The following is a 24,352-nucleotide window of genomic DNA, read 5'->3' as shown; positions in this document are numbered from 1 at the left end:
ACTAGAATTAAAAAAAGCGGGCTAAACAGCGCCGCTTTTTATTTCTCTATCTTCTTAAAGAATTGTGGAAGATGTTCTTTATGTGCTTCCAACATTTCATCTAAAATTTGTTTTGCAACTTTATCTGATGGTACAAGTGGGTTAATTGTCATAGCAAGCAGCGCCTTATGATAATCCCCTGTAACAGCAGCTTCAATTGTTGTGCGCTCAAATGATTTAATTTGCTGTACTAAACCGCGAACTGGTACCGGTAAGTCTCCGACCGCAATTGGTTTTGGACCTTCTTTCGTAATAATACAGTTCACTTCAACAGCCGAATCATGTGGCAAGCTTGCAATTGTTCCGTTGTTTCGTGTATTAACAGGCTGGATATCACCTTTATTATTGTAAATAGACGTAATTAAGCTACATGCTGCGTCACTATAATAAGCTCCGCCGCGCTTTTCTAATTGTGGTGGCTTAATATCTAAATTCGGGTCTTTATATAGCTCGAATAAATCATCTTCTAATTGTTTTACTACTTCTGCACGTGTACCTTTTTCAATCGAAGCTGCTTTCTCTTCTTCCAACATTTCACGTGTTTTATAGTAGTAACGATGATATGGACACGGAATTGCACGAAGACCGCGAATAAAGTCTGGCTCCCAGTTAAGCGCAGCAATGTTTTCCATCGTAATTTGCTTTTCTGGATCTGTTACAAGTTCTAATACACGATCCATTACGCTTACGCCATCCAAGTATACATCTAATCCGTATACCATATGATTTAAACCAGCGAAATCAACGTGTACCCGGCTTGCATCTACTTCAAGTAATCTCGCAAGACCCATACGAATTCCAATTGGAACGTTACACAGACCAACTACTCTTTGAATGTTTGTATAACGAAGGACAGCTTCTGTTACCATACCAGCCGGATTCGCAAAGTTAATTAACCATGCATTCGGACAAAGTTCCTCCATATCCTTACAAATATCTAAAATAACAGGAATCGTTCTCAGCGCTTTGAACAAACCACCAGGACCATTCGTTTCCTGACCAATTACATCATATTTTAATGGAATTGCTTCATCTTTTGCACGTGCTTCTAACAAACCAACGCGAAGCTGCGTTGTTACGAAGTCAGCATCTTTTAATGCCTCACGGCGATCAAGTGTTAAATGAATATCAATTGGTAAACCTGATTTTTTCACCATACGTTTCGCTAAGTCACCAACGATTTCTAACTTCTCTTTTCCTGCCTCAATATCTACTAACCAAATTTCACGAACAGGAAGCTCGTCATAACGTTTAATAAACCCTTCAATTAACTCTGGTGTATAACTAGAGCCACCGCCGATTGTAGCAATTTTAATTCCAGTCATGCTTTATTCCCCTTTCGCTTCTAGCTTTTTATAAAGGTCAATAAATTCTGCCGCTAATTCTTTTACCGTAATAGAATTCATTAAATGATCTTGCGCATGAATTAAGAGAACACTAATCTCTGTTTTTTCCCCTCTTGCTTCTGATTGTATGAGCTCTGTTTGGAAATGATGCGCTTCATTAATCGCTTCTTTCGCCTTTACCATCGCTTCATCAGCTTCTGCCATTTTCCCCTGTTTGGCGAATTGCAGTGCCTCCATTGCAAAGCTTCGTGCATTACCACTATTTAAAATTAATTGGAATGGAATTTGTTCTGCTGTAGTCATCATAATTACCGCCCTCTCTATTATGGTTCAACCGATTTAAATACCCCTTCAGTTTGAACATTTCTATTAAATTATTATTTTATTAATGATAGTTTGGTGTTCTTGTAGATGGGTTTCATCTTTCTGAACATGATATAAAGGTAATTGTTCTCACAGACAATATCGTCTGTGAGAACAATCTTTATGTTACATAGGTACAGAGTTGTTATTTCCTTGTGCTGCTGCTTTTTCAGTACGAACAACAGAACGGTCAGATAATACAACGAATGGATAGTAGATTACCATCGCAATTACAAAGTTGAATAACTGTAGAATTGCACCTGAAAGATGTCCACCTGTTACAAGATAACCACTAATAATTGGTGGTGTTGCCCATGGAATCATCACAACTGTTTTTGGTACCCAACCAATAGATAGAGCTGTATAAGAAGTAATTACTAATACAATTGGTGTTAGGATAAACGGTAAGAATAAAATTGGATTTAAAATAATTGGTGTACCAAAGATTACTGGTTCGTTAATATTGAATGCACCTGGTCCAATTGATAAGCGAGATACACCGCGTAATTGTGCACTTTTTGCTACAAGTAATACGACCACTAAGAACGCTAATGTTGCACCAGAACCACCAAGATATACAAAAGTATCAAAGAATGGTTTTGTAATAATGTTTGGAACATCAAATGCAGATGTACCACCTTGGAATAACTTCATATTTTTCTCTAATGCCGGTAAGTATAATGGCTCAATAATACCACCAACGATATTTGGCCCATGTAAACCGAAGAACCAAAGAAGATGAACAAGGAGTACAATGACAATTGCACTTGGTAATGTCCCTGCTAAACTTTGCAGTGGTGATTGAATCGTATTAAAGATAAATTCATGAACACTTGTACCAGCTAATTTCACTGCTAATTGAATACCTGCAACTGCTGTTAAGATAACAAATGCTGGAACTATAGCTGCGAAAGATCTTAAAACTGCTGGTGGTACTCCATCAGGCATTTTAAAAGTAATGTTTCTTTGTACAAAGAAACGGAATACCTCAGTAACAAGGAGTGCCACGATAATTGCTACAAATAGCCCTTGTGCCCCTGTCCAAGCTAAGTTCAATCCGCCTTCTTTCGGTGTTGTTGGCGTAAGAATAATTAACGCACCAAATGAAATAATACCTGCTGACAAACCATCAACGCCGTAAGATTTTGCTAAGTTATAACTTGTTGTAAATGCTATGATTAGTGCTAGAATTGCGAAAGAACCAGTCCACATTCCACCGCCAACTTGTTTCCACGTTTCACCAAACAAACCTTTCATGAACTCTTGGAAAGCTTCAGACGGAAAACCATTAATTAGTGATGCCAATGCACCAACTAAAATAAGTGGCATAACTGCAATAAATCCATCACGGATCGCAGCTAAGTGACGTTGCGATCCGATTTTACCAGCGACAGGAACAATATACTTCTCCATAAATGCAATAAATTTTTGCATTTCGCTTCCCCCCTAATTATTTTTTAAGTGTTAATGCGTGATCTAAAACTGCTTCTCCATTCATCATGCCGTAGTGCATTGAGTTAATAACATCGACTCCAACATTTTTCTCATCGGCAAGCGTTTTCATTGTAGAAAGCATGTAACGAACTTGTGGTCCTAGTAATAATACATCTGCTTGATCGATATTGTTTTTTACTGCATCCCCAGATACAGCCCAAATTTTACCTTCTAGACCACGAGCTTTTGCAGCCGCTTCCATTTTTGTAACTAGTAAACTTGTAGACATCCCTGCTGAACAACATAATAAAATATTCATTTATAAATCCCCCTTGTGTAGTATAAAAATTTTATGTTTTATTTATTTTTCTTTACGCTATTTATTATTGCAATTAGCGTGCCAACTTTTCAAAACGCCTAAAATCAGCGTTTTTTCGAGTGATTTCTTTGTGTGTTACCGCTTTCAATCAGTGTGTCCCCCAGAAAACACACAGTGTGTTATAAAACACCTCACTTTTAACACATAACTGTATGAAAATAGATTAGTGTTTAGTTGTCTAGTTGTGTTTAAACAAAAAAACACTAAATTATTTTTTAACACATAAAAAAACCTTGCCTAAGCAAGGTTCATTCATCCACCGACATCTTCCTATATAATTCTACAAACTCACTCGCCAATTCCTTCACCGTAATTGCGTTCATTAAATGATCTTGTGCATGCACCATCAGAAGGGTAACTTCGGTTTTTTCCCCGGCAGCCTCTTTCTGTATGAGCTCTGTTTGTAAGCGATGCGCCTCTTGCAATTCATTTAAAGCTTCTTGTAGTTTCGCTTCTGCTTCCTGAAATTCACCGCGCTTTGCACAATCAATTGCTTCCATTGAGCAGCTTCTCGCATTACCACCATGCAAAATTAAGTGAAAAGCTTTCGTCTCTATCGTATCCATTTTAGTTCTTTACTCCCCCTTTTCTTCCGCTACTTTTTGTTTATCCCATATTTTTAAGAACGGTAAGTAAATAAAGAATGCAAGTGCAAAGTTAACAAGTTGTAAAACAACACCTGAAATTTTCCCGCCTGATCCTAAATATCCACTAAAAAGAATAGGTGTCGTCCAAGGTACAGCCGCTCCGCTCGGACGTGCGACCCATCCCCATTCCATTGCAAAGTAAGAAACAACCGTTAACACAACTGGAACCAGTATAAATGGAATAAGTAAAATTGGATTCATTACAATCGGCATACCAAAAGTTACCATTTCATTAATATTAAATATACCAGGCGCAATTGACAATCGCCCTAAACTTTTTAATTGCTGACTTCGCGCAAATAGTAACATTCCTACAACTAAAGCGAGTGTTGCACCAGAACCACCCATATAAATCCATAAATCAAAAAACTGTGCGGTAATTGTATTCGGTACATCTTGCCCTGCTTGGAAAGCAACTCGGTTTTGATCCATTAACGACAACCAAACAGGGCTCATTACACCACCAACAATAGTAGCACCATGAATTCCACACGACCAAAGAACATGAACGAGAATAACTGCTATTATTGCGCCCCAAAGACTAGCACCAAGTACACTAAGTGGTTCCTGTAAAATTTGCCCCACAATATTATGGATACTGCCAAAAGAAGTATTTTCTATAATTAAGCGCAAAATCCAAATAACCGTTACAACAATAAAACCTGGAACAAGTGCCGCAAATGAACGTGTCACAGCTGGTGGAACTGTCTCCGGCATCTTTATAATCATCTTTTTTTGTACAATAAACCGATAAAGTTCAGTAGATATAATTGCAATAATCATCGCTACAAATAAACCTTGGCTTCCCATTAGCGCCGCTGGGATTGCTCCATCTACAATCACACTTTCCTTCGTGCCTGGTATAATATATGCAACTTGAAATGGAGTTGCAAGTAAAAACGTCACAAGCGACAATGCTCCAGATGCTAAAGCGTCCACTTTATAATATTCTCCAAGTCTGTAAGCGATTCCAAAAACGGCTATTAAAGCCATTATATTAAAAGTTGCACTAACTGGATACCCTAAAGCCCTCTGCCAATTCTCACCAAATAAACCTGCCATAAAATCATTATATCCTGGTATTGGTAATGCACTAATAATAAGGAAAAATGATCCAATAATTAAGAAAGGCATCGTTAAAACAATTCCATCACGAATCGCTTGCAAATGCCTCTGCTCTGCAACCTTCCCTGCCACTGGCATCACATATTTCTCTAAAAACTTTATCATCTATCCCACTCTCCTCATGGTTTCATGGACAAAGCTGCTTGTAAGATAGCCTCTCCATTACAAAGTCCGTAATGGACGGATTGAATGACATCAACAGGTATTCCCTTCTCCTTACATAATTCCTTCATTTTCGGTAATAAATAACGTACTTGCGGTCCAAGTAAAAGTACATCTGCAGTATCAATATGATTTCGCACTTCTGAACCTGATACTGCCCAAATCTTTACCTCTATCCCTCTTGCCTCTGCTGCTTTCTCCATTTTTGTAACAATCAAACTGGAAGACATTCCCGCTGCACAGCAAAGTAAAATATTCATCTCGCTCCCCTCCCCCTTTTTCCAAACCTAAGTTATGGTGTAGCCCTTGCCACCACTAGGTTACAAATATATATGTCTAGATTTCTAACTGTATGCCGAGCTTAAAAACAAAAATTTCTCGGTTTTCACGCTATTCCATCTATCCGTATTTTCCTAGTAAAGAAGTCTCTAACTCGCTATAATGATTCAGTATGATTTTTTATAATCGATAGGAGGATATATTTATGAAGGCATATCGCTTTCCGCTTATTTTATTATCTTCTATCCTAATTGGTGGTTTCATTGGTTATTTCATGGGTGCCGATGCAGTTGCTTTAAAGCCGCTTGGTGACATTTTCTTAAACTTAATGTTTACGATTGTTGTACCGTTAGTGTTCTTTAGCATCGCGTCATCTATTGCTAATATGGATGGATTAAAACGTTTCGGTAAAATTATGTCTAGTATGGCTGGAACTTTCTTATTTACAAGTATTTTAGCTGCTATTTTTATGATTATTATCGTGAAAGTATTCCCGCCAGCACAAGGTGTTGTATTAGAACTAACGCAGCCTGATAAAGCTGAAAAAGCAGTTAGTGTTGCTGATCAAATTGTTGGTATCATAACAGTATCAGACTTTTCAAAGTTACTATCTCGCGAGAACATGCTAGCTCTTATTTTCTTCTCTATCTTAATGGGGGTTGCAACTTCAGCAGTTGGTGAAAAAGGGAAACCATTCGCTACATTCCTACAAGCTGGTGCAGAAATTTCAATGAAAGTCGTATCTTTCATTATGTACTACGCTCCAATCGGACTAGCTGCCTACTTCGCAGCATTAGTTGGTGAATTCGGACCACAACTTCTTGGAACTTACTTCCGAGCTGCAATGGTATACTATCCAGCTTCTCTTATTTACTTCTTTGTATTCTTTACATTCTATGCGTACCTTGCAGGTCGCAAACAAGGTGTACAAATATTTTGGAAGAACATGGTCTCTCCTACAGTTACATCACTTGCAACTTGTAGTAGTGCCGCAAGTATTCCATCGAACTTAGAAGCAACGAAGAAAATGGGTATTTCTTCTGACGTTCGTGAAACAGTTGTCCTTCTTGGATCTACACTTCATAAAGACGGATCTGTTTTAGGCGGCGTATTAAAAATTGCTTTCTTATTCGGTATTTTCAACATGGAATTCGAAGGACCGAAAACATTAGCAATTGCACTTGTTGTTTCTCTATTAGTAGGAACAGTAATGGGTGCTATTCCGGGCGGGGGTATGATTGGTGAAATGTTAATCGTTTCTCTATACGGATTCCCACCAGAAGCATTGCCAATTATCGCAGCAATTAGTACAATCATCGATCCTCCTGCAACAGTGTTAAACGTAACAGGAGATAACGCTTGTGCCGTAATGACAGCTCGCCTTGTAGAAGGTAAAAACTGGATCAAAAATAAATTTGCTTAATATATAGAAAGAGGATGCTCGCTTTGAGCATCCTCTTTTTTGTTGTTATTTGTCGAAACGTCGATATAATCCCATCCCGCCACAATTTTGTTATAATCTTCACAAATATTCCACATCCATTATCCATTCTCCGTACTATAATCATGTATGGAAAAGGAGATGGATACAATGACTCAAAGCGCACCAGAATTCAAAGTTTTGCAAAGCATTGCATTTCTTGCTGTCGTTTTGCAAAGTTCCTTATTATATACAATGAATCAAGGAAATGTCTTACTCGAGCAATCCCTCATTATGGGCATGCTATTTAATCTTGCAAAATTTTCAGCACCTGCATTCATATTTATCGTCGGCTTCCATTTAATTCGGCAATATACGAAGAAACTCGTTTATACAGAGTATATTTATGAAAAATCCACACATTTACTCATCCCTTATTTCTTTTGGTCTATTCTTTATCTATTAACAACAAACGATGTCATTACACTACAAGGCGGAATAAAAAGTTTATTACTCGGAACAGCTGCACCTCATCTTTGGTACGTTATTATGATGTTCCAAATTCACTTATTGTTCCCGTTACTATGCACACTATTTTATTGGTTTCAAAAACGAACAGAAAATAAAAAAGACATATATAAATATATGACCATTTTCGCTTGTCTATATTTCTTCTTAATGTGGTATTCTTCCCACTACATTTTTAATGGAGAGAAACTGACTAGTTCAACCATTTTACATTATACAGATCGTTCCTTCTTCTTCTACTCATTCTATTTCGTCATGGGAGGAATAGCTGCTGTATCATTAAAAACTTGGCGTATATTTGTCATGAAACATATTCCGCTTATCACAATACTATTTTTCATCTTATTTTTATTCATCAATTATGAGTTATTTAGTTTTTACGGCGCCAATTCTATTCATTTAACGGTTTCTACTTATATAAAACCGTCCATGTTTTTATATATTGTTTGTGAAATTATGATACTGTACGTGTTATCTATTACAATTGTACAGCGACGTGGTTTCTTATATAAAGCTTTACGCTTTATCGGGAATTACACGTATGGCGCTTATTTAGCTCATTTTTTCTTCTTACAACTATGTACAAAATTTCTTTCTTTATTTACATTGCAAGAAAACACAATATTATATAGCCTATTATTATTTATATTAACGACCACAACCTCTATTTCAGCAATGGTCATTGGTAGCATACTACCATTTCACACGTGGGTTACAGGGCCTTCCCCTACGACAAATATGAAATGGGCGAAGATTGTACTTCGGAAAAATCACGAAAAGGTATTCAAACCATATCTTTGATATAATAAAGTGAAACTTTAATCAGTGGAGGGGTTCTTCATCCCCCACTGATTATCAGCCCTCACCAATCGGGCATTAACGGGCAGCCCGATCCCCACTTAACTTCTTTTCTTTTGCTGAATTTTGAGGTAGGGGTCTTACTGCCCGTTAATGCGGGATAGTATTTCATATAAGAAAAGAAAGTAGGACACACCTATGATTAATCAAATTGGACAAATTATGTTATATGTAAATAACCAAGATGAATCAGTACAATTTTGGACAGAAACAGTAGGATTCCAAATCGTTGCGGAAGAAAATAACGGTCAAGGATTTCGCTGGATTGAAATTGCGCCGGCAAAAGAAGCTGGAACAAGCATCGTCCTTCACGATAAGGCGTTAATTGCGAAGATGCAACCTGAATTAAACTTAAATACACCTTCACTTATGTTCTTCTCTAATAACTTAGATCAACTGTATAAAGATCTTTCTGAGAAAAACGTTACAGTTGGACAAGTTGTAGATTTACCTACTGGTAGAGCATTCAACTTTGCTGATAATGAAAATAATTACTTTGCGGTAATGGAACGTAAATAAAAAAGAAGCTATCCTAAAAAAACGGATAGCTTCTTTCATTTTAAGAAACTTGTTCTGCATTCGTTTCCCTATGTTGTATATGACTCGTAATCCAAGCAATTCCGCCAGCAACAACGAGATAGCATAACAATATTAAAATTTGCATTTTTAATTGTGACCAATCTCCTAAAGAGATAACATCTTGTAATCCTCTAAGAGAATGGGACATTGGGAGAAACTGTCCAATTTTGCTAAGAACAGCTATATTTAATTCTCCTGGGAAAGTCCCCCCGCTCGCCGCTAATTGCAGGACGAGAAGCGTTACTGCTAAGAACTTTCCAACAAGACCAAATACCGTTACTAGCATAAGAATAAATGTCATGAACGTAAAGGAAATAACGATACTTGATAAAACAAAGAGTGGCACACTTGCAACTTCTAATTTCATAACTCCTAGCACAGCCACATCCACAAGTAATGCTTGAATAAGTCCAATTAAATATACCAATCCTAGTTTATTAATAAAATGTACTGTTCCGCTTACCTTCATATTTTGTCTACGGCCAAGAGGTAAAATATTCGATGCCATAATTCCGCCAACATAAAATGCCAGTGATAAAAAGTATGGTGCAATACCTGAACCGTAGTTAGGCACATCAGAAACTGTCGACTTCACTAATTGAACCGGCTCTGAGAACATCGTATTGCGTGCATCATCATTGCGAACATCCGCTATCTTCTCTGCGCCCTCTCCCAATTTCGTAGAAAGTTCTTTCGTACCATCGTCAAGTTTAACAAGTCCGTTCGTTAACTTATCAGCACCATGATTCAGCTCTGTTCCGCCACTCGCAAGGTGATTTACACCTTCTTGTAATGATGTAAATCCATTTCCCCACTTCGTAAATCCATCAGCTAAATTCGAAGTACCATCTGCTATCTTTTTCGTTCCAGCGGTAGCTTCGTTTAACTTAACTCCGAATGTATTCATGCCTTCCTCAATCTTATGCTGACCATCAGTAAGCTTCCGCGCACCTTGTGTCAATTGTTGTTGGCTATTATTTAAAGTGTTTGTTGCTTTAGCTAATCCGTTAGAAGTAGCAATGATCTTTTGAAAAGCAGGATCTTGCTGCACTTCTGGATGACTTTTCACGTACTCTTCTAATTGTTGTTTTACACTATTTGCTGCATTGTCCGCTTTCACTTGCCCTTCAGCAAGTTTCTCACTTCCGTTCACCCATTCATTTGTACCAGCACTTAATTCACTAACTCCTGATTGTAAAGACTTCTCACCTTGTGCTAGCAGCTCCATACCATTATGAAGTGATGTCGCTCCTTGACTAAGCTCATTTGCTCCCCCAGTTAAGGCCGATTGACTAGAGGCAAGCTTATCACTTCCTTCTTTTAACTTCACTGTTCCATCATTTAAACGATGAATACCATCTGCAAGCTGATTCGCCCCATTTTTCGCATCCGTCGTTCCTTCGTGCAACTTCTCAGCGCCATTTCTTGCATCACCCAACCCTTGTGCCAAATCTTGAAACTTTGAAAAGACACCTTCTGTATAAGATTTCGTAATACTATTTGAAATTTTTGTTTTCATATTTTCAACAGCTGTCGTTCCAATTTGAGCTGCTACAAAGTTTTTCCCTGGATTTACTTTGTACTGCAGCCTCGCCGGCTCTGGTTTCTCATCCATTAGTGTACTTACCTTTTTAGAGAACTCCTCCGGAATCGTAACCACCATATAATACTTATCTTCTTTTAGCCCTTCATCAGCATCTTTTTCTGATACGAAATGAAACGCCAATTCCTTATTCTCTTTTAAATTTTCAACAAAATCGTCTCCAGCCTGGATTGTTTTTTCATCCATCACAGCACCCTTATCTAAATTAACAACTGCAACAGGTAATTTATCTAATTTTCCGTACGGATCCCAATATCCAGCTAAGAAGAATCCTGAATAAATTAAAGGAACGATTAATAAAAAAATTAAAGCGATACGTCCATGTTTATGGTTCCACATCGCCTTCCAATCTTTAAATATAAGTTGAATTCCCTTCATGAAACATACTCCTTCTCCTAATTTAACACCCTTCGAATGGTTTAACAGATTTACTATACACGTCACTTTCCATACTGTATAATACATCTTTAATTATCAATTCATTCCTTTTGGTCTATAGAAAGGAGATTCGAAGTGGAACTTCTTCAATTAAAATACTTTCAGACAGTCGCACGACTAGAACATATGACAAAAGCAGCTGAAGAATTGCATATCGCGCAGCCTTCACTCAGTAAAACAATCGCTAGACTAGAAAAGGACTTAGGCGTCCCCTTATTTGATCGCCAAGGTCGACAGATTACATTAAACTCTTTCGGCAAAGTATTTTTAAAACGAGTAGAACGCATTTTTCATGAATTAAGTGAAGGGGAACGCGAAATTAAAGATTTAGCTGAATTACAACAAGGCTCTATTACACTTGCAGTTTCTATTCCAAGAATACTACCCGAGTTACTCGGTTCTTTTTTACTAGAACACCCTAACGTTCGATTCCAACAATTTCTCGCATCTACTCCTTCTATGAAACGGCAACTAGATAATATGGAAATTGATTTTTGTATCTCCTCTGTACCAATTGAAGGCGAGGAAATGGTTTGGGAACCACTTATCACAGAAGAAATTTTCTTAGCTGTTCCTTCAGGACATCGGTTATCAAACCGCGAAAGTATCTATTTGCATGAAGTAAAAGACGAATCGTTTATTAGTATGAACACTGGTTACGGATTTCGGCACTTAACAGATGAATTTTGTAAAAAAGCTGGTTTCACTCCACATATCGCTTTTGAAGTAGATGAACCAACCGTGATTAGCGATCTCATTAAGCAAGGTCTTGGCATCGCCTTTGTCCCAAGTTTAACTTTATTAAAAAACTCTACTTTAGCATCAAATAAGTTACGTATCATTGAACCTAATTGCGAACGAACTATCGGCTTAAGTTGGTCGAAGAAGCGCTATTTATCAAACACCGCCCAGCAATTTCGTGAATTCGTGATTGATTACTTCTCCAATATTAGGGCGTAAAATTATATCGCTTTACAAACAAATAACGACACAAATAAAAGGTACCATCCCCATAGGGTGGCACCTTCTATTTTTTACTCTTATCCAATTCCATTTCCGCTAAAAGCGGCAATACGTTATCGAAAATATGTGTATTATTATTCTCACCTGTTACATATCCACCATAATATCTACTAAATACATTATCATTTCGGAATGTATTCATCCGCTCATACAATTCCTTCGCAAACTTTGTATCACCTGTTTGTAGTACGTACAAAATTGTTAATCCGTAAGATGCTGGTGATTCATAGTTCACAGCTTGTTTTCCCGTTTCTAAGTTATAACGACCATATAACTTTTCGTCTTCGCGAAATTTCTTCTTTATAAATTCCAAATAAGCATCTGATGAAAGACCGCCTAAACTACGATGATAAGCAACGTATGATTGATCAATAAGATTCACTTCTTTATCGTACGTAAATGTCCCATCATCTTTATACTCTTTCGGGAATGCCCAGCCCTGCCTTGGATAATCCGCTAAAAACTGAACAACTTCCTGATACTGCTGTGCAGAAATTTTTCCATACTTTTTCATATAAGAGAATGCATGCGGATTTATGTAAGATGTTGTTGCAAAGTTATTTTGTTTCCCTGTATCTGCATCGTAATAATCAACGTAATAATTACCTTTTTTATTATAACGAAGTACAGAATCACTCAATTGATCTGCAAGGTTTTTATAGCGATCTTCCTTGTACATTTCATAAGCACGATATAATTGTTCTATAATACGAAGATCATCGATAAGTGCATTAGTAGCTGACTGCATTTCTCCCTTTTCAGAGATTTTCCATATAACGATGCGATCCTTGTGTACAAAGTTATTTTGAATAACCTTCACTTGTTCATCAAATAAAGCTTGATCATCTTTATCAAGTGTATATTGTAGCCATAACCCTGCAGATTCTGATAAAGCTTCACGGCCCTTCGCTTCACCCTTACCTGCCTTTGTATCCTCTAAGCGATACGTTGCAAGTGTTCCATTTTCATTCACCATATGTCGTAAAATAAAATGCTCGGTACGATTTCCTTGTAAAGCTGACCAAAATACAACTCCACCTAAAGCGATTAAGAGAATAACCCCAATCCCTATATATAAACGTTTTCGCAAGCTTTTCACCTCCTTTTAAGGCTAACCTTAATTTTACCAGAACATACGCAAATATAAAAAAGACAATCCTTTAGATTGTCTCTCCCACCTTATCCTTCGCAAGCCTCTTTAGAAGGTCTATATAGCGATTCCACAAGTCGATCATATTCACGACGCGTAATTTCTTTATTATACAACTTTAATAATAAATCTCTATGCTCTCTTGAAAATGCCATCTTTTTAATGACTTCAGGATACATAAAACACCCTCTCCATTTCACATAAACTTCTTCATCCCGGAAACAGAACTTACGTTCGCATAAAAGATTATAAAAGATTCAGCCCTAAAAAACAAATAAAATATTACCAAATATCAATTTCTTTTTCTTTAGAATATTTAAACATTAAATTATCGTACTCATTTTTTAAATACATATATATTTTTGGTAGTTTTTTGAATAAATTTTCCAATTAAATCAGAAAATAATGGCAAAAAGAAGAGGAGTATACATATGGATACCGTAACATTAGCAAGGGCATTTTTTGGTTCTTCATTAGCATTCCACATTATCTTTGCAACGCTTGGAGTCGGGCTTTCTTTAATGATTTTTATAAGTGAAATACTCTATCACTGGAAGAAAGATTCCGACTATGCCATTATGGCAAAAAGATGGACAAAGGCTTTTGCTATCCTTCTCGGTGTAGCAATTCCAACTGGAACAATTGTTGGTGTACAAATTTCACTTCTTTGGCCTGGTTTCGCCAAAATTGTTGGGCAAGTTATTTCCGTTCCGTTTCAAATTGAGATTTTCGCCTTCTTTTTAGAGGCTTTATTCATGTCTATTTACGTATATGCGGCTGATAAACTCCCTCCAGTTATGAGATTAATCTCGCTATTTTTCGTTATGATTGGCGCCACTGCATCCGCCGTGCTTATTACATCGGCAAACACATGGATGAATACACCTGCGGGCTTTTCAATGAATCCAGATGGCTCAGTCTTTAACGTTGATCCGTGGAAAGCTTTCTTTAATCCGAGCTTTGGCACAAGTGCATTCCACGTCGTTATTACGGCCTATACAACTGGAGCTGCTGTTATCGCTTCTATCGCTGGATTTAAATTATTAAAGAAAAATTTAAGCGCTCGTGAAATTGCTTACCATAAAAAAGGATTACTGTTAGGGCTTGTCGTTACATTTATCACAGGTGCTACGATGTGGCTTTCAGGACACGAATCTGCTATTGCCTTACATAAACATTCACCTGAAAAACTAGCATCTGCTGAAGCTTTGTTTGAAACGACATCACACGCGCCTTTATCGATTGGCGGGGTTGTGGACCCTAACACACTTGAACTAAACTATGCCCTTGAAATTCCGAACATGCTTAGCTTATTAGTGGGACTAGACCCTAACACCGTTGTAAAAGGTCTAAAGGAATTCCCGCAAGAAACATGGCCACCATTTTACACACATACACTGTTCAATTTAATGGTTGGCACCGCTGCCTTTACCTTTGCAGTTGCAGCTATTGCCCTCTTATATTGGTACTTTGTTTACCGAAAAAAAGGAGTAGAGTTACCGAAGTGGCTTCTTTGGGGAGCTGCCGCCTGTGGACCCGTTATGTTGCTCGGTATTGAATTCGGATGGATTTTTAGTTGTAGTGGTCGTCAGCCATGGACAATTTATGGCATGCAACGCACGGTAGATGCTTCTACGCGCGCTGATTTCGTCGGTCCTTTATTTGTTTTATTCATCATTTTATATATCGGACTCGGTATTTTAACAGTCTTTGTACTACGGACATTCTTTAAGAAACATCCATTAAAGAATGATTTACATCACGAAGGAGGCGATTCTCGTGCATGAGGAAAGCATTGCAATCATCATCTTATGGGCTCTTATTTTCGTATATAGCATACTAGGTTCTATTGATTTTGGAGCTGGTTTTTGGGGCATGGTATACGCTAAACACCCGACACTTGCTGCCAAGCTTGCTAATCGGTACTTATCACCAACTTGGGAAGTAACAAATACGTTTCTTGTCTTTGTCGTCGTTGCTTTTCTCGGTTTCTTCCCAAAAGCGGCCTTTACCCTTGCAACCGTTATGTTTGTACCAGTTATGTTAATTTTAGTACTCGTTGCGATTCGTAGTACTTTTATGGTATTTGCTTACTCCCTGCCAAAATACCAACACCTTCTTCGGATTATTTCAGGTATTACTGGGCTCTTAATCCCAGCTCTATTAATTACCGTTCTGCCAGTTACAGAAGGTGCCTATATTACGATGTCTGAAGGAAAAGAAGTGCTCCTTTATGGAAAACTTCTTTCTAGTCCCGTTATTTATTGTTATATGCTCTTCGGACTAACTTCGGAACTATTTCTATCATCTCTCTTTCTTGCTGATTTTGCTAGGGAACAAGGTTCTGAAGATACGTACCGAATTTATAGAAGAAATGCCATCATACTTGGTCCTGCAACGCTCGTGACTGCTATTATCGCTCTCGTTGTAATGGACCCTGAAACACACTGGCTTATGCAAGGACTCATAAAGCAATTCCCATGGTTTACAGTCTCTATCATTTTATTTGTTATCGGATACTCTTCCCTTTGGTGGACAAATAAGAAATATGGCACACTAGGCTTTCCTCGCATTGCAGTTTTAGCTGTCGTCGCTCAATATGCATTTGCAAGCTACGCTTACGGCGTCGCCCATTTACCTTATATCATTTACCCGGACGTAACTGTATTTACAAGCTTTACGACGGTCGAAACATTCTATGCACTTCTTATTCTTTACGCAATCGGGATTGCAATTTTACTACCAGGATTTATTTTCTTCTGGAATTTATTCTTAAAAGATCGAACATTTTTAAAGGAAAAATAGTAAATGAGGGGCATTCACACATTGAATGCCCCTCATTTATTAGACTCCTCTCCTAATAGTTATTACACTACTACTTATACTTGCCTTATTGCTCAAAATACACATATTCACTAGATTCAGGTAGATGCCTAGTTCTTCTTATTTTCTTTTGAATATAATGCTATATAAACTTGAGACAAGCTACATTTGTTCAAGGGAAAATAGAAAGGTAGGTTAAATATGAGCATTGAAATATGGATTACTATTATTGTATTCTTCTTAACGATGATTGTTATCTTTTGGCGCCCTCGTGGTATAAATGAGGCGTGGCCGGCAGCAGTCGGCGCCGGCATTATCCTCATTACTGGACTTGTATCAAAACCAGACGTCATAGACATTATAAGTAAAATTGGAGGCGCCTCCATAACGATATTAGCGACCATCGTTATGGCAGTTATATTAGAAAGCTTCGGCTTCTTCCACTGGTCCGCAGCAAAACTCGCAAATTTAGCGAAAGGTTCCGGACACCGCCTATACTGGTACATTCAATTACTATGTTTTCTTATGACTCTTTTATTTAATAATGACGGTAGTATTTTAATTACAACTCCAATTTTAATCCTTCTTCTGAAAAATCTTCAATTAAAACCTCATCAACAAATCCCTTATTTATTAAGTGGCGCTCTAATTGCCACTGCATCTAGTGCACCAATCGGTGTAAGTAATATCGTAAACTTAATCGCATTAAACATCGTCCATATGACTCTTTATATGCATACTGCTATGATGTTTGTACCTGCAACATTAGGACTACTGTTTATGTCATGGCTTATGTATACAGTTTTAAAGAAAAAGCTACCAGAAAGATTACCTGTTTCTTCATATGATATTGAAGAAATTTTCTTCACGAAAAACTTCCATCCGTTAAAAGGACAAAATTCTGTTAATACGAAACAAAAACGTACGAAATTCATGTTAAAAGTATTAGGCTTCGTCTTCCTTATGCGCTGCCTTCTATTCGTTGCATCCTTCTTATCGATTCCAATCGAAATTGTTGCCGTACTCGGTTCACTCGTTCTTCTCATCTGGAGATGGTACTACTTACGAACAAACCCAGTCGATATTTTGAAAAAGACACCGTGGCACATTTTAATTTTCGCCTTCTCTATGTACGTAATTATTTACGGGCTTCATAACGCAGGATTAACAGCGGCGCTTGTCCATTGGCTCGAACCAGTTGTAAGTCAGCATCTACTCTATGCCAGCTTTGCAATGGGCGGACTCGTTTCCCTCCTCTCTAACGTCTTCAATAACCACCCTGCACTTATGATTGGTACAATCACATTAACAGAAATGGGACTAGATCCAGTCACATTAAAAACGATCTACCTCGCAAATATCATCGGTAGTGACATCGGTTCACTATTATTACCAATCGGTACACTAGCTTCCCTCATTTGGATGTATATCTTAAGACAAAACAAAATTAAAGTGAAATGGAAAGATTATTTAAGCGTATCTCTCATCGTAATCCCACTCACAACAGTCGTCACATTATTCCTCTTATACTACTGGGTACAATTATTCTTCGCCTTATAGACGACAGAAGCCCCCTTTGCTACCGTCTTAGCAAAGGGGGCTTCTTCTATATTTAAGTTAGGTACAGTGTGATCAATCAAGTAAAGAGGTGTGACGTGTTATTGATATAAGTGACTACCAGTTTCTTTGAATTCTACCGCTTTCTCTTTCATTCCTTTTTCAATTGCTTCTGTCGTTTCTAAGTCATTTTCTTTCGCATATTCACGAATATCATGTGAAATTCTCATACTACAAAACTTTGGGCCACACATTGAACAGAAATGCGCTGTTTTCGCCCCTTCTGCTGGCAACGTTTCATCATGGTACTCCATCGCGCGTTCAGGATCTAAAGATAAATTAAATTGGTCGCGCCAACGGAATTCAAATCGTGCTTTTGAAAGTGCATCATCACGCTGATGAGCCGTTTTATGCCCTTTCGCAAGATCGGCTGCATGCGCAGCGATTTTGTACGTAATAACCCCTTCGCGAACATCATCTTTATTCGGTAAACCTAAATGTTCTTTCGGTGTTACATAACAAAGCATCGCCGTTCCAAACCAGCCGATCATCGCAGCACCAATCGCTGAAGTAATATGATCATAACCTGGTGCAATATCTGTCGTTAACGGCCCAAGTGTATAGAACGGCGCACCCTGACAAATATCAAGTTCTTTCTCCATATTTTCTTTAATTAAATGCATCGGTACATGCCCAGGTCCTTCAATCATAACTTGCACATCATGTTTCCAAGCGATTTTTGTTAATTCACCAAGTGTTTCAAGCTCAGAAAACTGCGCTTCGTCATTTGCATCTGCAATAGAACCTGGACGTAATCCATCTCCAAGAGAGAACGAAACATCGTACTGCTTCATAATTTCACAAATCTCTTCAAAGTGAGTATATAGGAAGTTTTCTTTATGATGGAATAAACACCACTGCGCCATAATCGAACCACCGCGCGAAACAATACCTGTCATACGCTTTGCAGTAATTGGAATGTAACGAAGTAATACACCAGCGTGAATCGTGAAGTAATCAACGCCTTGCTCCGCCTGCTCAATTAACGTATCACGATACACTTCCCACGTTAAATCCTCTGCAATTCCGTTTACCTTTTCAAGCGCTTGATAAATTGGCACAGTTCCAACTGGTACCGGAGCATTACGAATAATCCACTCACGTGTTGTATGAATGTTTTTACCTGTAGATAAATCCATAATCGTATCTGCACCCCAGCGAGTCGCCCACGTCATCTTCTCTACTTCTTCTGCAATAGAAGACGATACAGCAGAGTTTCCGATATTTGCATTTACCTTCACGTGAAAATTACGTCCAATTATCATCGGTTCCGCTTCAGGATGGTTAATGTTCGCCGGCAAAATCGCACGACCTTCTGCAATCTCCTTACGAACAAATTCAGGCTCTACCCCTTCACGAATCGCAACATATTCCATCTCAGACGTAATAATGCCATTACGCGCATAATGCATTTGCGAAACATTTGCACCTTGCTTCGCTCTAAGCGGCTTACGATCCATTTGCGGGAAAACAGGTGTATGTTTTGAAGCCACTTTCACACCGTCATCCTCTGGTTTCACTTCGCGCCCTTCGTATGCTTCTACATCACCACGCCCCACAGTCCAAGAGTGGCGCGGCGCCTGCAACCCTTTTTCCAGCTCCACTTTATACTCTGGATCTGTATAAGGTCCACTCGTATCATACACACGGATTGGCGGATTTTGAACACCGTTCGTATCGCTTTGTTCAATCTCGCGCATTGGTACTTTCATACCTTCACGTGTTCCATCCACATACACTTTCTTACTTCCTGGTAAACTCGATTTCAATTCAATTTGCTCAGCTGAAACAGACTGTTTCATAACCTTTGTTGCCCCCCTGTTCGTGACAAGGACAAGATATGGCCAGCGCATGCCAAAATAAAAAGAGCCAGGTCCATAAAAGAATAAGGACCTGGCTCATAAAGACATAATTATGTAAAGCCGTTAACTTCCCTACGCTGGTACGAGCCAGATCAGGTCCAAAGGGTTAAGAAGTTCACACGCTTCTCTCTCAGCCTACGCATACGTTAGGCACCCCTAGTTTATCACTGATTTAATTTTCAATACTTTCCCATCATACACTATAATCTGAAAAATGCAAAGTTTATTTCTTTTGTTGTTTACGGAATCATCCAAGTTAAATAATAAGCCTGCACATACGTCATAATCCCAACAATAGTAACGAAGAATAAACTATGCTTCAATGTAAAGCGGAACAAATCTGACTCTTTCCCAGCAAGTCCAACTGCCGCACAAGCAATCGCAATTGATTGCGGAGAAATCATTTTACCTGTTACACCGCCCGTTGTATTTGCTGCAACGAGAAGTACTTCAGATACACCGACTTGCTGCGCTGTAATTGCTTGTAAATTCGAGAACAGTGCGTTCGCTGACGTATCTGATCCTGTTAAGAATACGCCAATCCATCCTAAGAATGGTGAGAAGAACGGGAATAGTCCGCCAGTTCCAGCAAGTGCTAACGCTAATGTAGAAGATAGACCAGAATAGTTTGCGATAAATGCGAATCCTAATACGAATCCAATAGATAGAATTGGCATTTTTAGTTCATTTAACGTTTCTTTAAATGTTGCTACTGCATCTTTTGCACTCATTTTCAAAATAAAGATAGAAATGATACAAGCAATTAAAATTGCTGTTCCAGTCGCTGATAAAACATCTAATTTCAAGATTGCTTCATAAGGTGTTGGTTTATTTACAATAGGCTCTGCTTTCATTACTAAATTGTGCAAGCTTGGAACTTCAAATTTAAATACGAGACTTTCTAAAGCGCCGCCCGGGGCGAATAACGCTTTAAAGAAACTCTGGCTCCAGATGACTACCATCACAGTCAAAATAATGAACGGAGACCACGCTTTTACTACTTTTCCTACCGTTAGTTTCGGCATAGATGTCGTTGTCGTCGCCGCGGCTACTTCACTATTCGCTTGCTTAGTTTGATAAATTTCTTTCGGCTGCCAAACTTTTAAGAATAGCGATAAACTTACTAAACTTACAAGCGCTGACGTAATATCCGGAAGTTCTGGTCCTAAAAACGTCGCTGTAATAAACTGTGTAATTGCAAATGAACTACCCGCTACAAATAAAGCAGGCCACGTTTGTTTTACTCCTTTAAAGCCATCCATTAAAAATACGATAAAGAACGGAACAAATAAAGATAAGAACGGTAATTGATGCCCAGCCATTTGTCCAATTTTATGCGGATCAATGCCTGTTACTTGTCCAGCAACTGTAATCGGAATCCCCATCGCTCCGAACGCTACTGGTGCAGTATTTGCGATTAAACAAAGACCTGCTGCATATAAAGGATTTAGCCCAAGGCCTGCCAGAAGCGCTGCCGTAATCGCTACTGGTGCACCAAATCCTGCTGCCCCTTCCAAAAATGCTCCAAATGAAAATCCGATTAAAATAACGAGTAAACGATGATCATTCGTAATGGATAATACAGATGCACGAATGACATCAAATTGACCTGTTTTCACAGAAATTTTATATAAAAATACTGACATAATGATAATCCACGCAATTGGCCATAATCCGTATAAGAAACCGTATCCGGTCGCTGCCATTGCCATTGTGAATGGCATTTTATACGCAAATAACGCCACCAAAATCGTTAATACAACTGTAATAAATCCTGCCACATACCCCTTCATGCGGAAAACTGCTAAAGCTAAGAAAAAAAAGATGATTGGAATAAGTGCGACTGCTGCCGAAATCCAAATGTTACCGAACGGATCGTAAACTTGTGTCCATGTGTTCATTGTTCTCTCCCCCTAAAGAATCCCCTTTTAAATAAGATATAACCTTATCAATAGACTACCAGGTCATCATACCTTTAAGTCTAAAAAATATAAAACGTTCAAGAAAACGTTTTCAATAATTTTATCACAACAATTTTCATTTAAAAAGATTTTTTTGAAAATTTTATCATTTGAAAAGGAAATCTTACAAAAGCGTCACGTTCTTGTAATGTTAATCGATAGGAAGCTTGCCAAATTTATCGCATACTAAAAGTATAACAACGGACATTACAGTCCTTTCCGAACGAGAAAGCCCATCGCCTTTAGGCATGGGCTGAAAGTGAGGTTGGATACGAAGTGCCCCTAAAAATCGCAAGGTTTGTGGTACTTTAAGTATCCAAAGTAGTATCTTTTATTTTTTCTCCTTTATGTTGTAGTTTTTGATAAGAACTGATACGTTGTAACTATGATAAATGATTATAGAAGAACTAAAACAACCGTATCATTCATTAACTATCATTTTGTGTTTTGTCCAAGATACAGAAGAAAGATTTTTCTAAACACAAAAGTAGAAGAACGTTTCAAATTGTTGGTTCAAGAAATATGTAACGAACTGGATATTGTTATTGTCGCAATGGAATGTGAAAAAGACCACGTTCACTTGTTTTTAAATACACTGCCAATGCTTAGTCCTGCCGATACAATGGCAAAAATTAAAGGAGTGACATCAAAGCGTTTGAGAGAAGAATTTCCTCATCTCATGCACTTGCCAAGTCTATGGACACGTTCCTATTTTGTTTCTACTGCTGGAAATGTATCAAGTGAGACAATAAAACAGTATGTTGAGAATCAAAAAACAAGGGGGTGAAACTTATGTCACAAACCATAACAGTTAAAGTTAAGTTGCTTCCAACAAAAGAACAAATCCGTTTATTGGAACAAAGTAGCCACGAGTATATCAAAGTCATTAATACACTTGTATCGGAAATGGTTGAAGCGAAGAAAAGCACTAAAAAAAGTACAAAAGGTATTGAAGCTAATATCCCAAGTGCGGTAAAGAATCAAGCAATTAAAGACGCGAAAAGTTTGTTTGCTACAAAAGTAAAGAAAAGCAAGTATAAAATCATTCCGATTTTAAAGAGACCTGTTTGTGTATGGAACAATCAGAATTATTCATTTGACTCCACTCATATTTCAATCCCGTTTAAGGTAAAAGGAAAGTCAACTCGTTTAAAGGTCCGTGCTTTATTAATCGATAAAAAAAATCGCAATTTGGATTTGTTAAAACATAAGTTAGGTACACTTCGTATCACAAAGAAATCGAATAAGTGGATGGCCCAAATATCTGTCACACTTCCTACAAATGAACGAGCAGGGACGAAAATTTTAGGAATAGACCTAGGTCTCAAGGTCCCTGCGGTAGCAATCACAGACGATGACAAGGTTCGTTTCTTTGGGAATGGTAGGCAAAATAAATATAGGAAGCGTAAGTTTCGTAGTGTTCGTAAGAAGTTAGGAAAAGACAAAAAAGTGAATGCGATTCGGCGATTTGATGATAAAGAACAAAGATGGATGCAAGACCAAGACCACAAAATAAGTCGTGAAATCATTAATTTTGCAACTGATAATAATATCTCTGTCATTCGATTAGAACAACTAACGAATATTAGACAGACGGCACGAACAAGCCGTAAAAACGAAAAAAATCTACACACTTGGTCCTTCTATCGTTTATCACAATTCATTGCGTACAAAGCGACATTAGTTGGTATTCAGGTTGAATATGTAAATCCGGCTTATACAAGTCAAAGCTGTCCGAAATGTTCTGAGAAGAACAAGGCGCAAGACAGAAAATATAAGTGCCCATGTGGGTTTGAGAAACATCGTGATATCGTTGGAGCGATGAATATTCGCTACGCAACTGTGATTGATGGTAACAGTCAATCAGCCTAAGCACCTATATGGTCTGGTTTAGGAGGGGCAATGAGGTGCCCTCATCTTGAAGGCTGTTCAAAACAGAAATGGACTGCGAACGTTTAGTCATTCAAGAATCCCACCCGTTAATCCGTAAGGATTAGGGCTTGCGACTTCAGTCGTGGGAGTCTCAATTATGAGGTGATATATATGAACGGAAACAAAATATTAGCAGCTTTATCATACTTTAGTGTATTATTTGCGCCTATCTTATTCCCTATTATCGTGTGGATTGTGGGCGATACGACAAGAATAACCTACCTATTAATCAGAAAAAACCGTCCCAAAATACCTTTTGGGACGGTTTTTTTATCTTCTGCGTTTCTTCTTTTTTCTCATCATTTTCTTTCGGCGCGTATTCGCTTTATCCGCTATAATGTGGAGCGTACTCGCTACAACAATCCCCATTACAAACGTTACAATTTCAACCTCGTGTTCCTTCGCAATTTCTATTAAATTTCCACCGAATGCGATTATATTTAATAGGAATAAAAACGGAGAAAACACGATTAACATGTATGCAATACGAATAATATCACCAATTATAATCGTATGTGTGAAGAAGGAACGATGGGGCATTACGCTCCTATATGGATACCAAAAAATGCGGAGGAATCCCCATTTATTATACGCATTACTGTACGTATCTAAATCCGGTGTTAAAAATGAAGTACCTACTAAAAAGCCAATTGCAAAAGTTAATAAAAAATCAAAACTTGTTAATCCATACGAAAAGAGCATAAACAAAACAACCGGAAGGGATATTAAGTTTATTTTCGTATGCGTTCTTCCTGATGGCATAATGCACTTCCTCGCTTACGTT

At 38.0% G+C, this 24,352-nt stretch carries 22 protein-coding genes, 1 pseudogene and 1 riboswitch; of the genes and pseudogenes, 10 read left to right on the top strand and 13 right to left on the bottom strand.

The annotated features are described in order from the left end of the window. Positions 1-38 precede the first annotated feature (38 nt). From celF to ABH957_RS10580, 7 genes are all read right to left on the bottom strand, one after another. Complete coding sequence (gene celF, locus ABH957_RS10610) at positions 39-1,364, bottom strand: 6-phospho-beta-glucosidase (RefSeq protein WP_002034744.1); 1,326 nt, start codon at positions 1,362-1,364, stop codon at positions 39-41. A 3-nt stretch (positions 1,365-1,367) separates the two neighbouring features. Further along, positions 1,368-1,691 (bottom strand): PTS lactose/cellobiose transporter subunit IIA, encoded by a 324-nt coding sequence (locus ABH957_RS10605; RefSeq protein ID WP_000989054.1) that lies wholly within the window; start codon positions 1,689-1,691, stop codon positions 1,368-1,370. 183 nt (positions 1,692-1,874) lie between these two features. Next, positions 1,875-3,182, bottom strand: coding sequence for a PTS cellobiose transporter subunit IIC (gene celB / locus ABH957_RS10600; protein WP_012261997.1), 1,308 nt, complete (start codon positions 3,180-3,182; stop codon positions 1,875-1,877). Between the two features lie 16 nt (positions 3,183-3,198). After that, positions 3,199-3,501, bottom strand: coding sequence for a PTS sugar transporter subunit IIB (locus ABH957_RS10595; protein WP_002089627.1), 303 nt, complete (start codon positions 3,499-3,501; stop codon positions 3,199-3,201). A 308-nt stretch (positions 3,502-3,809) separates the two neighbouring features. Continuing rightward, the gene (locus tag ABH957_RS10590) at positions 3,810-4,127 is read right to left on the bottom strand and encodes a PTS sugar transporter subunit IIA (RefSeq protein ID WP_002016162.1); all 318 of its coding nucleotides are present in this window, start codon (positions 4,125-4,127) and stop codon (positions 3,810-3,812) included. A 9-nt stretch (positions 4,128-4,136) separates the two neighbouring features. Further along, a complete protein-coding gene (celB, locus tag ABH957_RS10585) occupies positions 4,137-5,438 on the bottom strand; it encodes a PTS cellobiose transporter subunit IIC (protein ID WP_242247621.1) in 1,302 nt (433 codons plus the stop codon). A 14-nt stretch (positions 5,439-5,452) separates the two neighbouring features. Further along, the gene (locus ABH957_RS10580) at positions 5,453-5,755 is read right to left on the bottom strand and encodes a PTS sugar transporter subunit IIB (protein ID WP_002139105.1); all 303 of its coding nucleotides are present in this window, start codon (positions 5,753-5,755) and stop codon (positions 5,453-5,455) included. A 224-nt stretch (positions 5,756-5,979) separates the two neighbouring features. On the opposite strand from ABH957_RS10580, the gene ABH957_RS10575 reads away from it, so the two are divergent. The 3 genes from ABH957_RS10575 (at position 5,980) to ABH957_RS10565 (ending at position 9,099) form a co-directional block, all read left to right on the top strand. Next, complete coding sequence (locus tag ABH957_RS10575) at positions 5,980-7,197, top strand: dicarboxylate/amino acid:cation symporter (RefSeq protein ID WP_002089631.1); 1,218 nt, start codon at positions 5,980-5,982, stop codon at positions 7,195-7,197. A gap of 168 nt (positions 7,198-7,365) precedes the next feature. Further along, positions 7,366-8,523 carry an acyltransferase family protein gene (locus tag ABH957_RS10570; protein ID WP_404491479.1) on the top strand — a complete coding sequence of 386 codons (1,158 nt, stop codon included), beginning with the start codon at positions 7,366-7,368 and terminating at the stop codon, positions 8,521-8,523. Positions 8,524-8,718: 195 nt separating this feature from the next. Next, positions 8,719-9,099: a VOC family protein gene (locus ABH957_RS10565; RefSeq protein ID WP_219300911.1), complete on the top strand. Its 381-nt coding sequence runs from the start codon at positions 8,719-8,721 to the stop codon at positions 9,097-9,099. 40 nt (positions 9,100-9,139) lie between these two features. Here ABH957_RS10565 and ABH957_RS10560 read toward each other — a convergent pair whose 3' ends face one another. Beyond that, positions 9,140-11,140, bottom strand: coding sequence for a YhgE/Pip family protein (locus tag ABH957_RS10560; RefSeq protein WP_404491477.1), 2,001 nt, complete (start codon positions 11,138-11,140; stop codon positions 9,140-9,142). 135 nt (positions 11,141-11,275) lie between these two features. On the opposite strand from ABH957_RS10560, the gene ABH957_RS10555 reads away from it, so the two are divergent. Beyond that, on the top strand, positions 11,276-12,160 hold the full coding sequence (locus tag ABH957_RS10555; RefSeq protein ID WP_002129960.1) for a LysR family transcriptional regulator: 885 nt from the start codon (positions 11,276-11,278) through the stop codon (positions 12,158-12,160). Between the two features lie 67 nt (positions 12,161-12,227). On the opposite strand, the gene ABH957_RS10550 is transcribed toward ABH957_RS10555, so the two are convergent. Together ABH957_RS10550 and ABH957_RS10545 are read right to left on the bottom strand one after the other, a co-directional pair. After that, positions 12,228-13,313, bottom strand: a complete 1,086-nt coding sequence (locus ABH957_RS10550; RefSeq protein WP_044439412.1) for a hypothetical protein — start codon at positions 13,311-13,313, stop codon at positions 12,228-12,230. An 89-nt stretch (positions 13,314-13,402) separates the two neighbouring features. Further along, entirely contained in the window at positions 13,403-13,552 is a 150-nt protein-coding gene (locus ABH957_RS10545) for a hypothetical protein (RefSeq protein WP_002016173.1), read from the bottom strand. A 252-nt stretch (positions 13,553-13,804) separates the two neighbouring features. On the opposite strand from ABH957_RS10545, the gene cydA reads away from it, so the two are divergent. The 3 genes from cydA (at position 13,805) to ABH957_RS10530 (ending at position 17,756) form a co-directional block, all read left to right on the top strand. Beyond that, positions 13,805-15,160 carry a cytochrome ubiquinol oxidase subunit I gene (gene cydA / locus ABH957_RS10540; RefSeq protein WP_002034780.1) on the top strand — a complete coding sequence of 452 codons (1,356 nt, stop codon included), beginning with the start codon at positions 13,805-13,807 and terminating at the stop codon, positions 15,158-15,160. Then, a complete protein-coding gene (locus ABH957_RS10535; protein ID WP_002089640.1) occupies positions 15,153-16,178 on the top strand; it encodes a cytochrome d ubiquinol oxidase subunit II in 1,026 nt (341 codons plus the stop codon). The genes cydA and ABH957_RS10535 overlap by 8 nt, the downstream gene beginning before the upstream one ends. Positions 16,179-16,397: 219 nt before the next feature. After that, positions 16,398-17,756: an arsenic transporter gene (locus ABH957_RS10530; protein WP_113936238.1), complete on the top strand. Its 1,359-nt coding sequence runs from the start codon at positions 16,398-16,400 to the stop codon at positions 17,754-17,756. A 98-nt stretch (positions 17,757-17,854) separates the two neighbouring features. Here the strand turns inward: ABH957_RS10530 and thiC are convergent, their stop codons facing one another. Both thiC and lldP read right to left on the bottom strand, forming a co-directional pair. Beyond that, positions 17,855-19,615: a phosphomethylpyrimidine synthase ThiC gene (gene thiC, locus ABH957_RS10525; RefSeq protein WP_242310176.1), complete on the bottom strand. Its 1,761-nt coding sequence runs from the start codon at positions 19,613-19,615 to the stop codon at positions 17,855-17,857. A 112-nt stretch (positions 19,616-19,727) separates the two neighbouring features. Next, positions 19,728-19,843: riboswitch (TPP riboswitch) on the bottom strand. A 71-nt stretch (positions 19,844-19,914) separates the two neighbouring features. Continuing rightward, positions 19,915-21,576, bottom strand: a complete 1,662-nt coding sequence (lldP, locus tag ABH957_RS10520) for an L-lactate permease (RefSeq protein ID WP_404511175.1) — start codon at positions 21,574-21,576, stop codon at positions 19,915-19,917. Between the two features lie 445 nt (positions 21,577-22,021). On the opposite strand from lldP, the gene tnpA reads away from it, so the two are divergent. From tnpA to ABH957_RS29450, 3 genes and pseudogenes are all read left to right on the top strand, one after another. Beyond that, the gene (gene tnpA, locus ABH957_RS10515) at positions 22,022-22,423 is read left to right on the top strand and encodes an IS200/IS605 family transposase (protein ID WP_404511173.1); all 402 of its coding nucleotides are present in this window, start codon (positions 22,022-22,024) and stop codon (positions 22,421-22,423) included. A 5-nt stretch (positions 22,424-22,428) separates the two neighbouring features. Next, the gene (locus ABH957_RS10510; protein WP_404511171.1) at positions 22,429-23,508 is read left to right on the top strand and encodes an RNA-guided endonuclease InsQ/TnpB family protein; all 1,080 of its coding nucleotides are present in this window, start codon (positions 22,429-22,431) and stop codon (positions 23,506-23,508) included. Between the two features lie 171 nt (positions 23,509-23,679). After that, positions 23,680-23,775, top strand: a pseudogene (locus tag ABH957_RS29450) (DUF4870 domain-containing protein); the annotation flags it as partial. 63 nt (positions 23,776-23,838) lie between these two features. On the opposite strand, the gene ABH957_RS10505 reads toward ABH957_RS29450, so the two are convergent. Continuing rightward, entirely contained in the window at positions 23,839-24,330 is a 492-nt protein-coding gene (locus ABH957_RS10505; protein ID WP_002089644.1) for a metal-binding protein, read from the bottom strand. Positions 24,331-24,352: the final 22 nt, after the last annotated feature.

This window comes from Bacillus sp. RC242, assembly GCF_044908245.1.
Taxonomy (GTDB): Bacteria; Bacillota; Bacilli; order Bacillales; family Bacillaceae_G; genus Bacillus_A; species Bacillus_A mycoides.
Note: the sequence above shows the minus strand (reverse complement) of the source record. Positions and strands in the feature narration are given on the sequence as shown.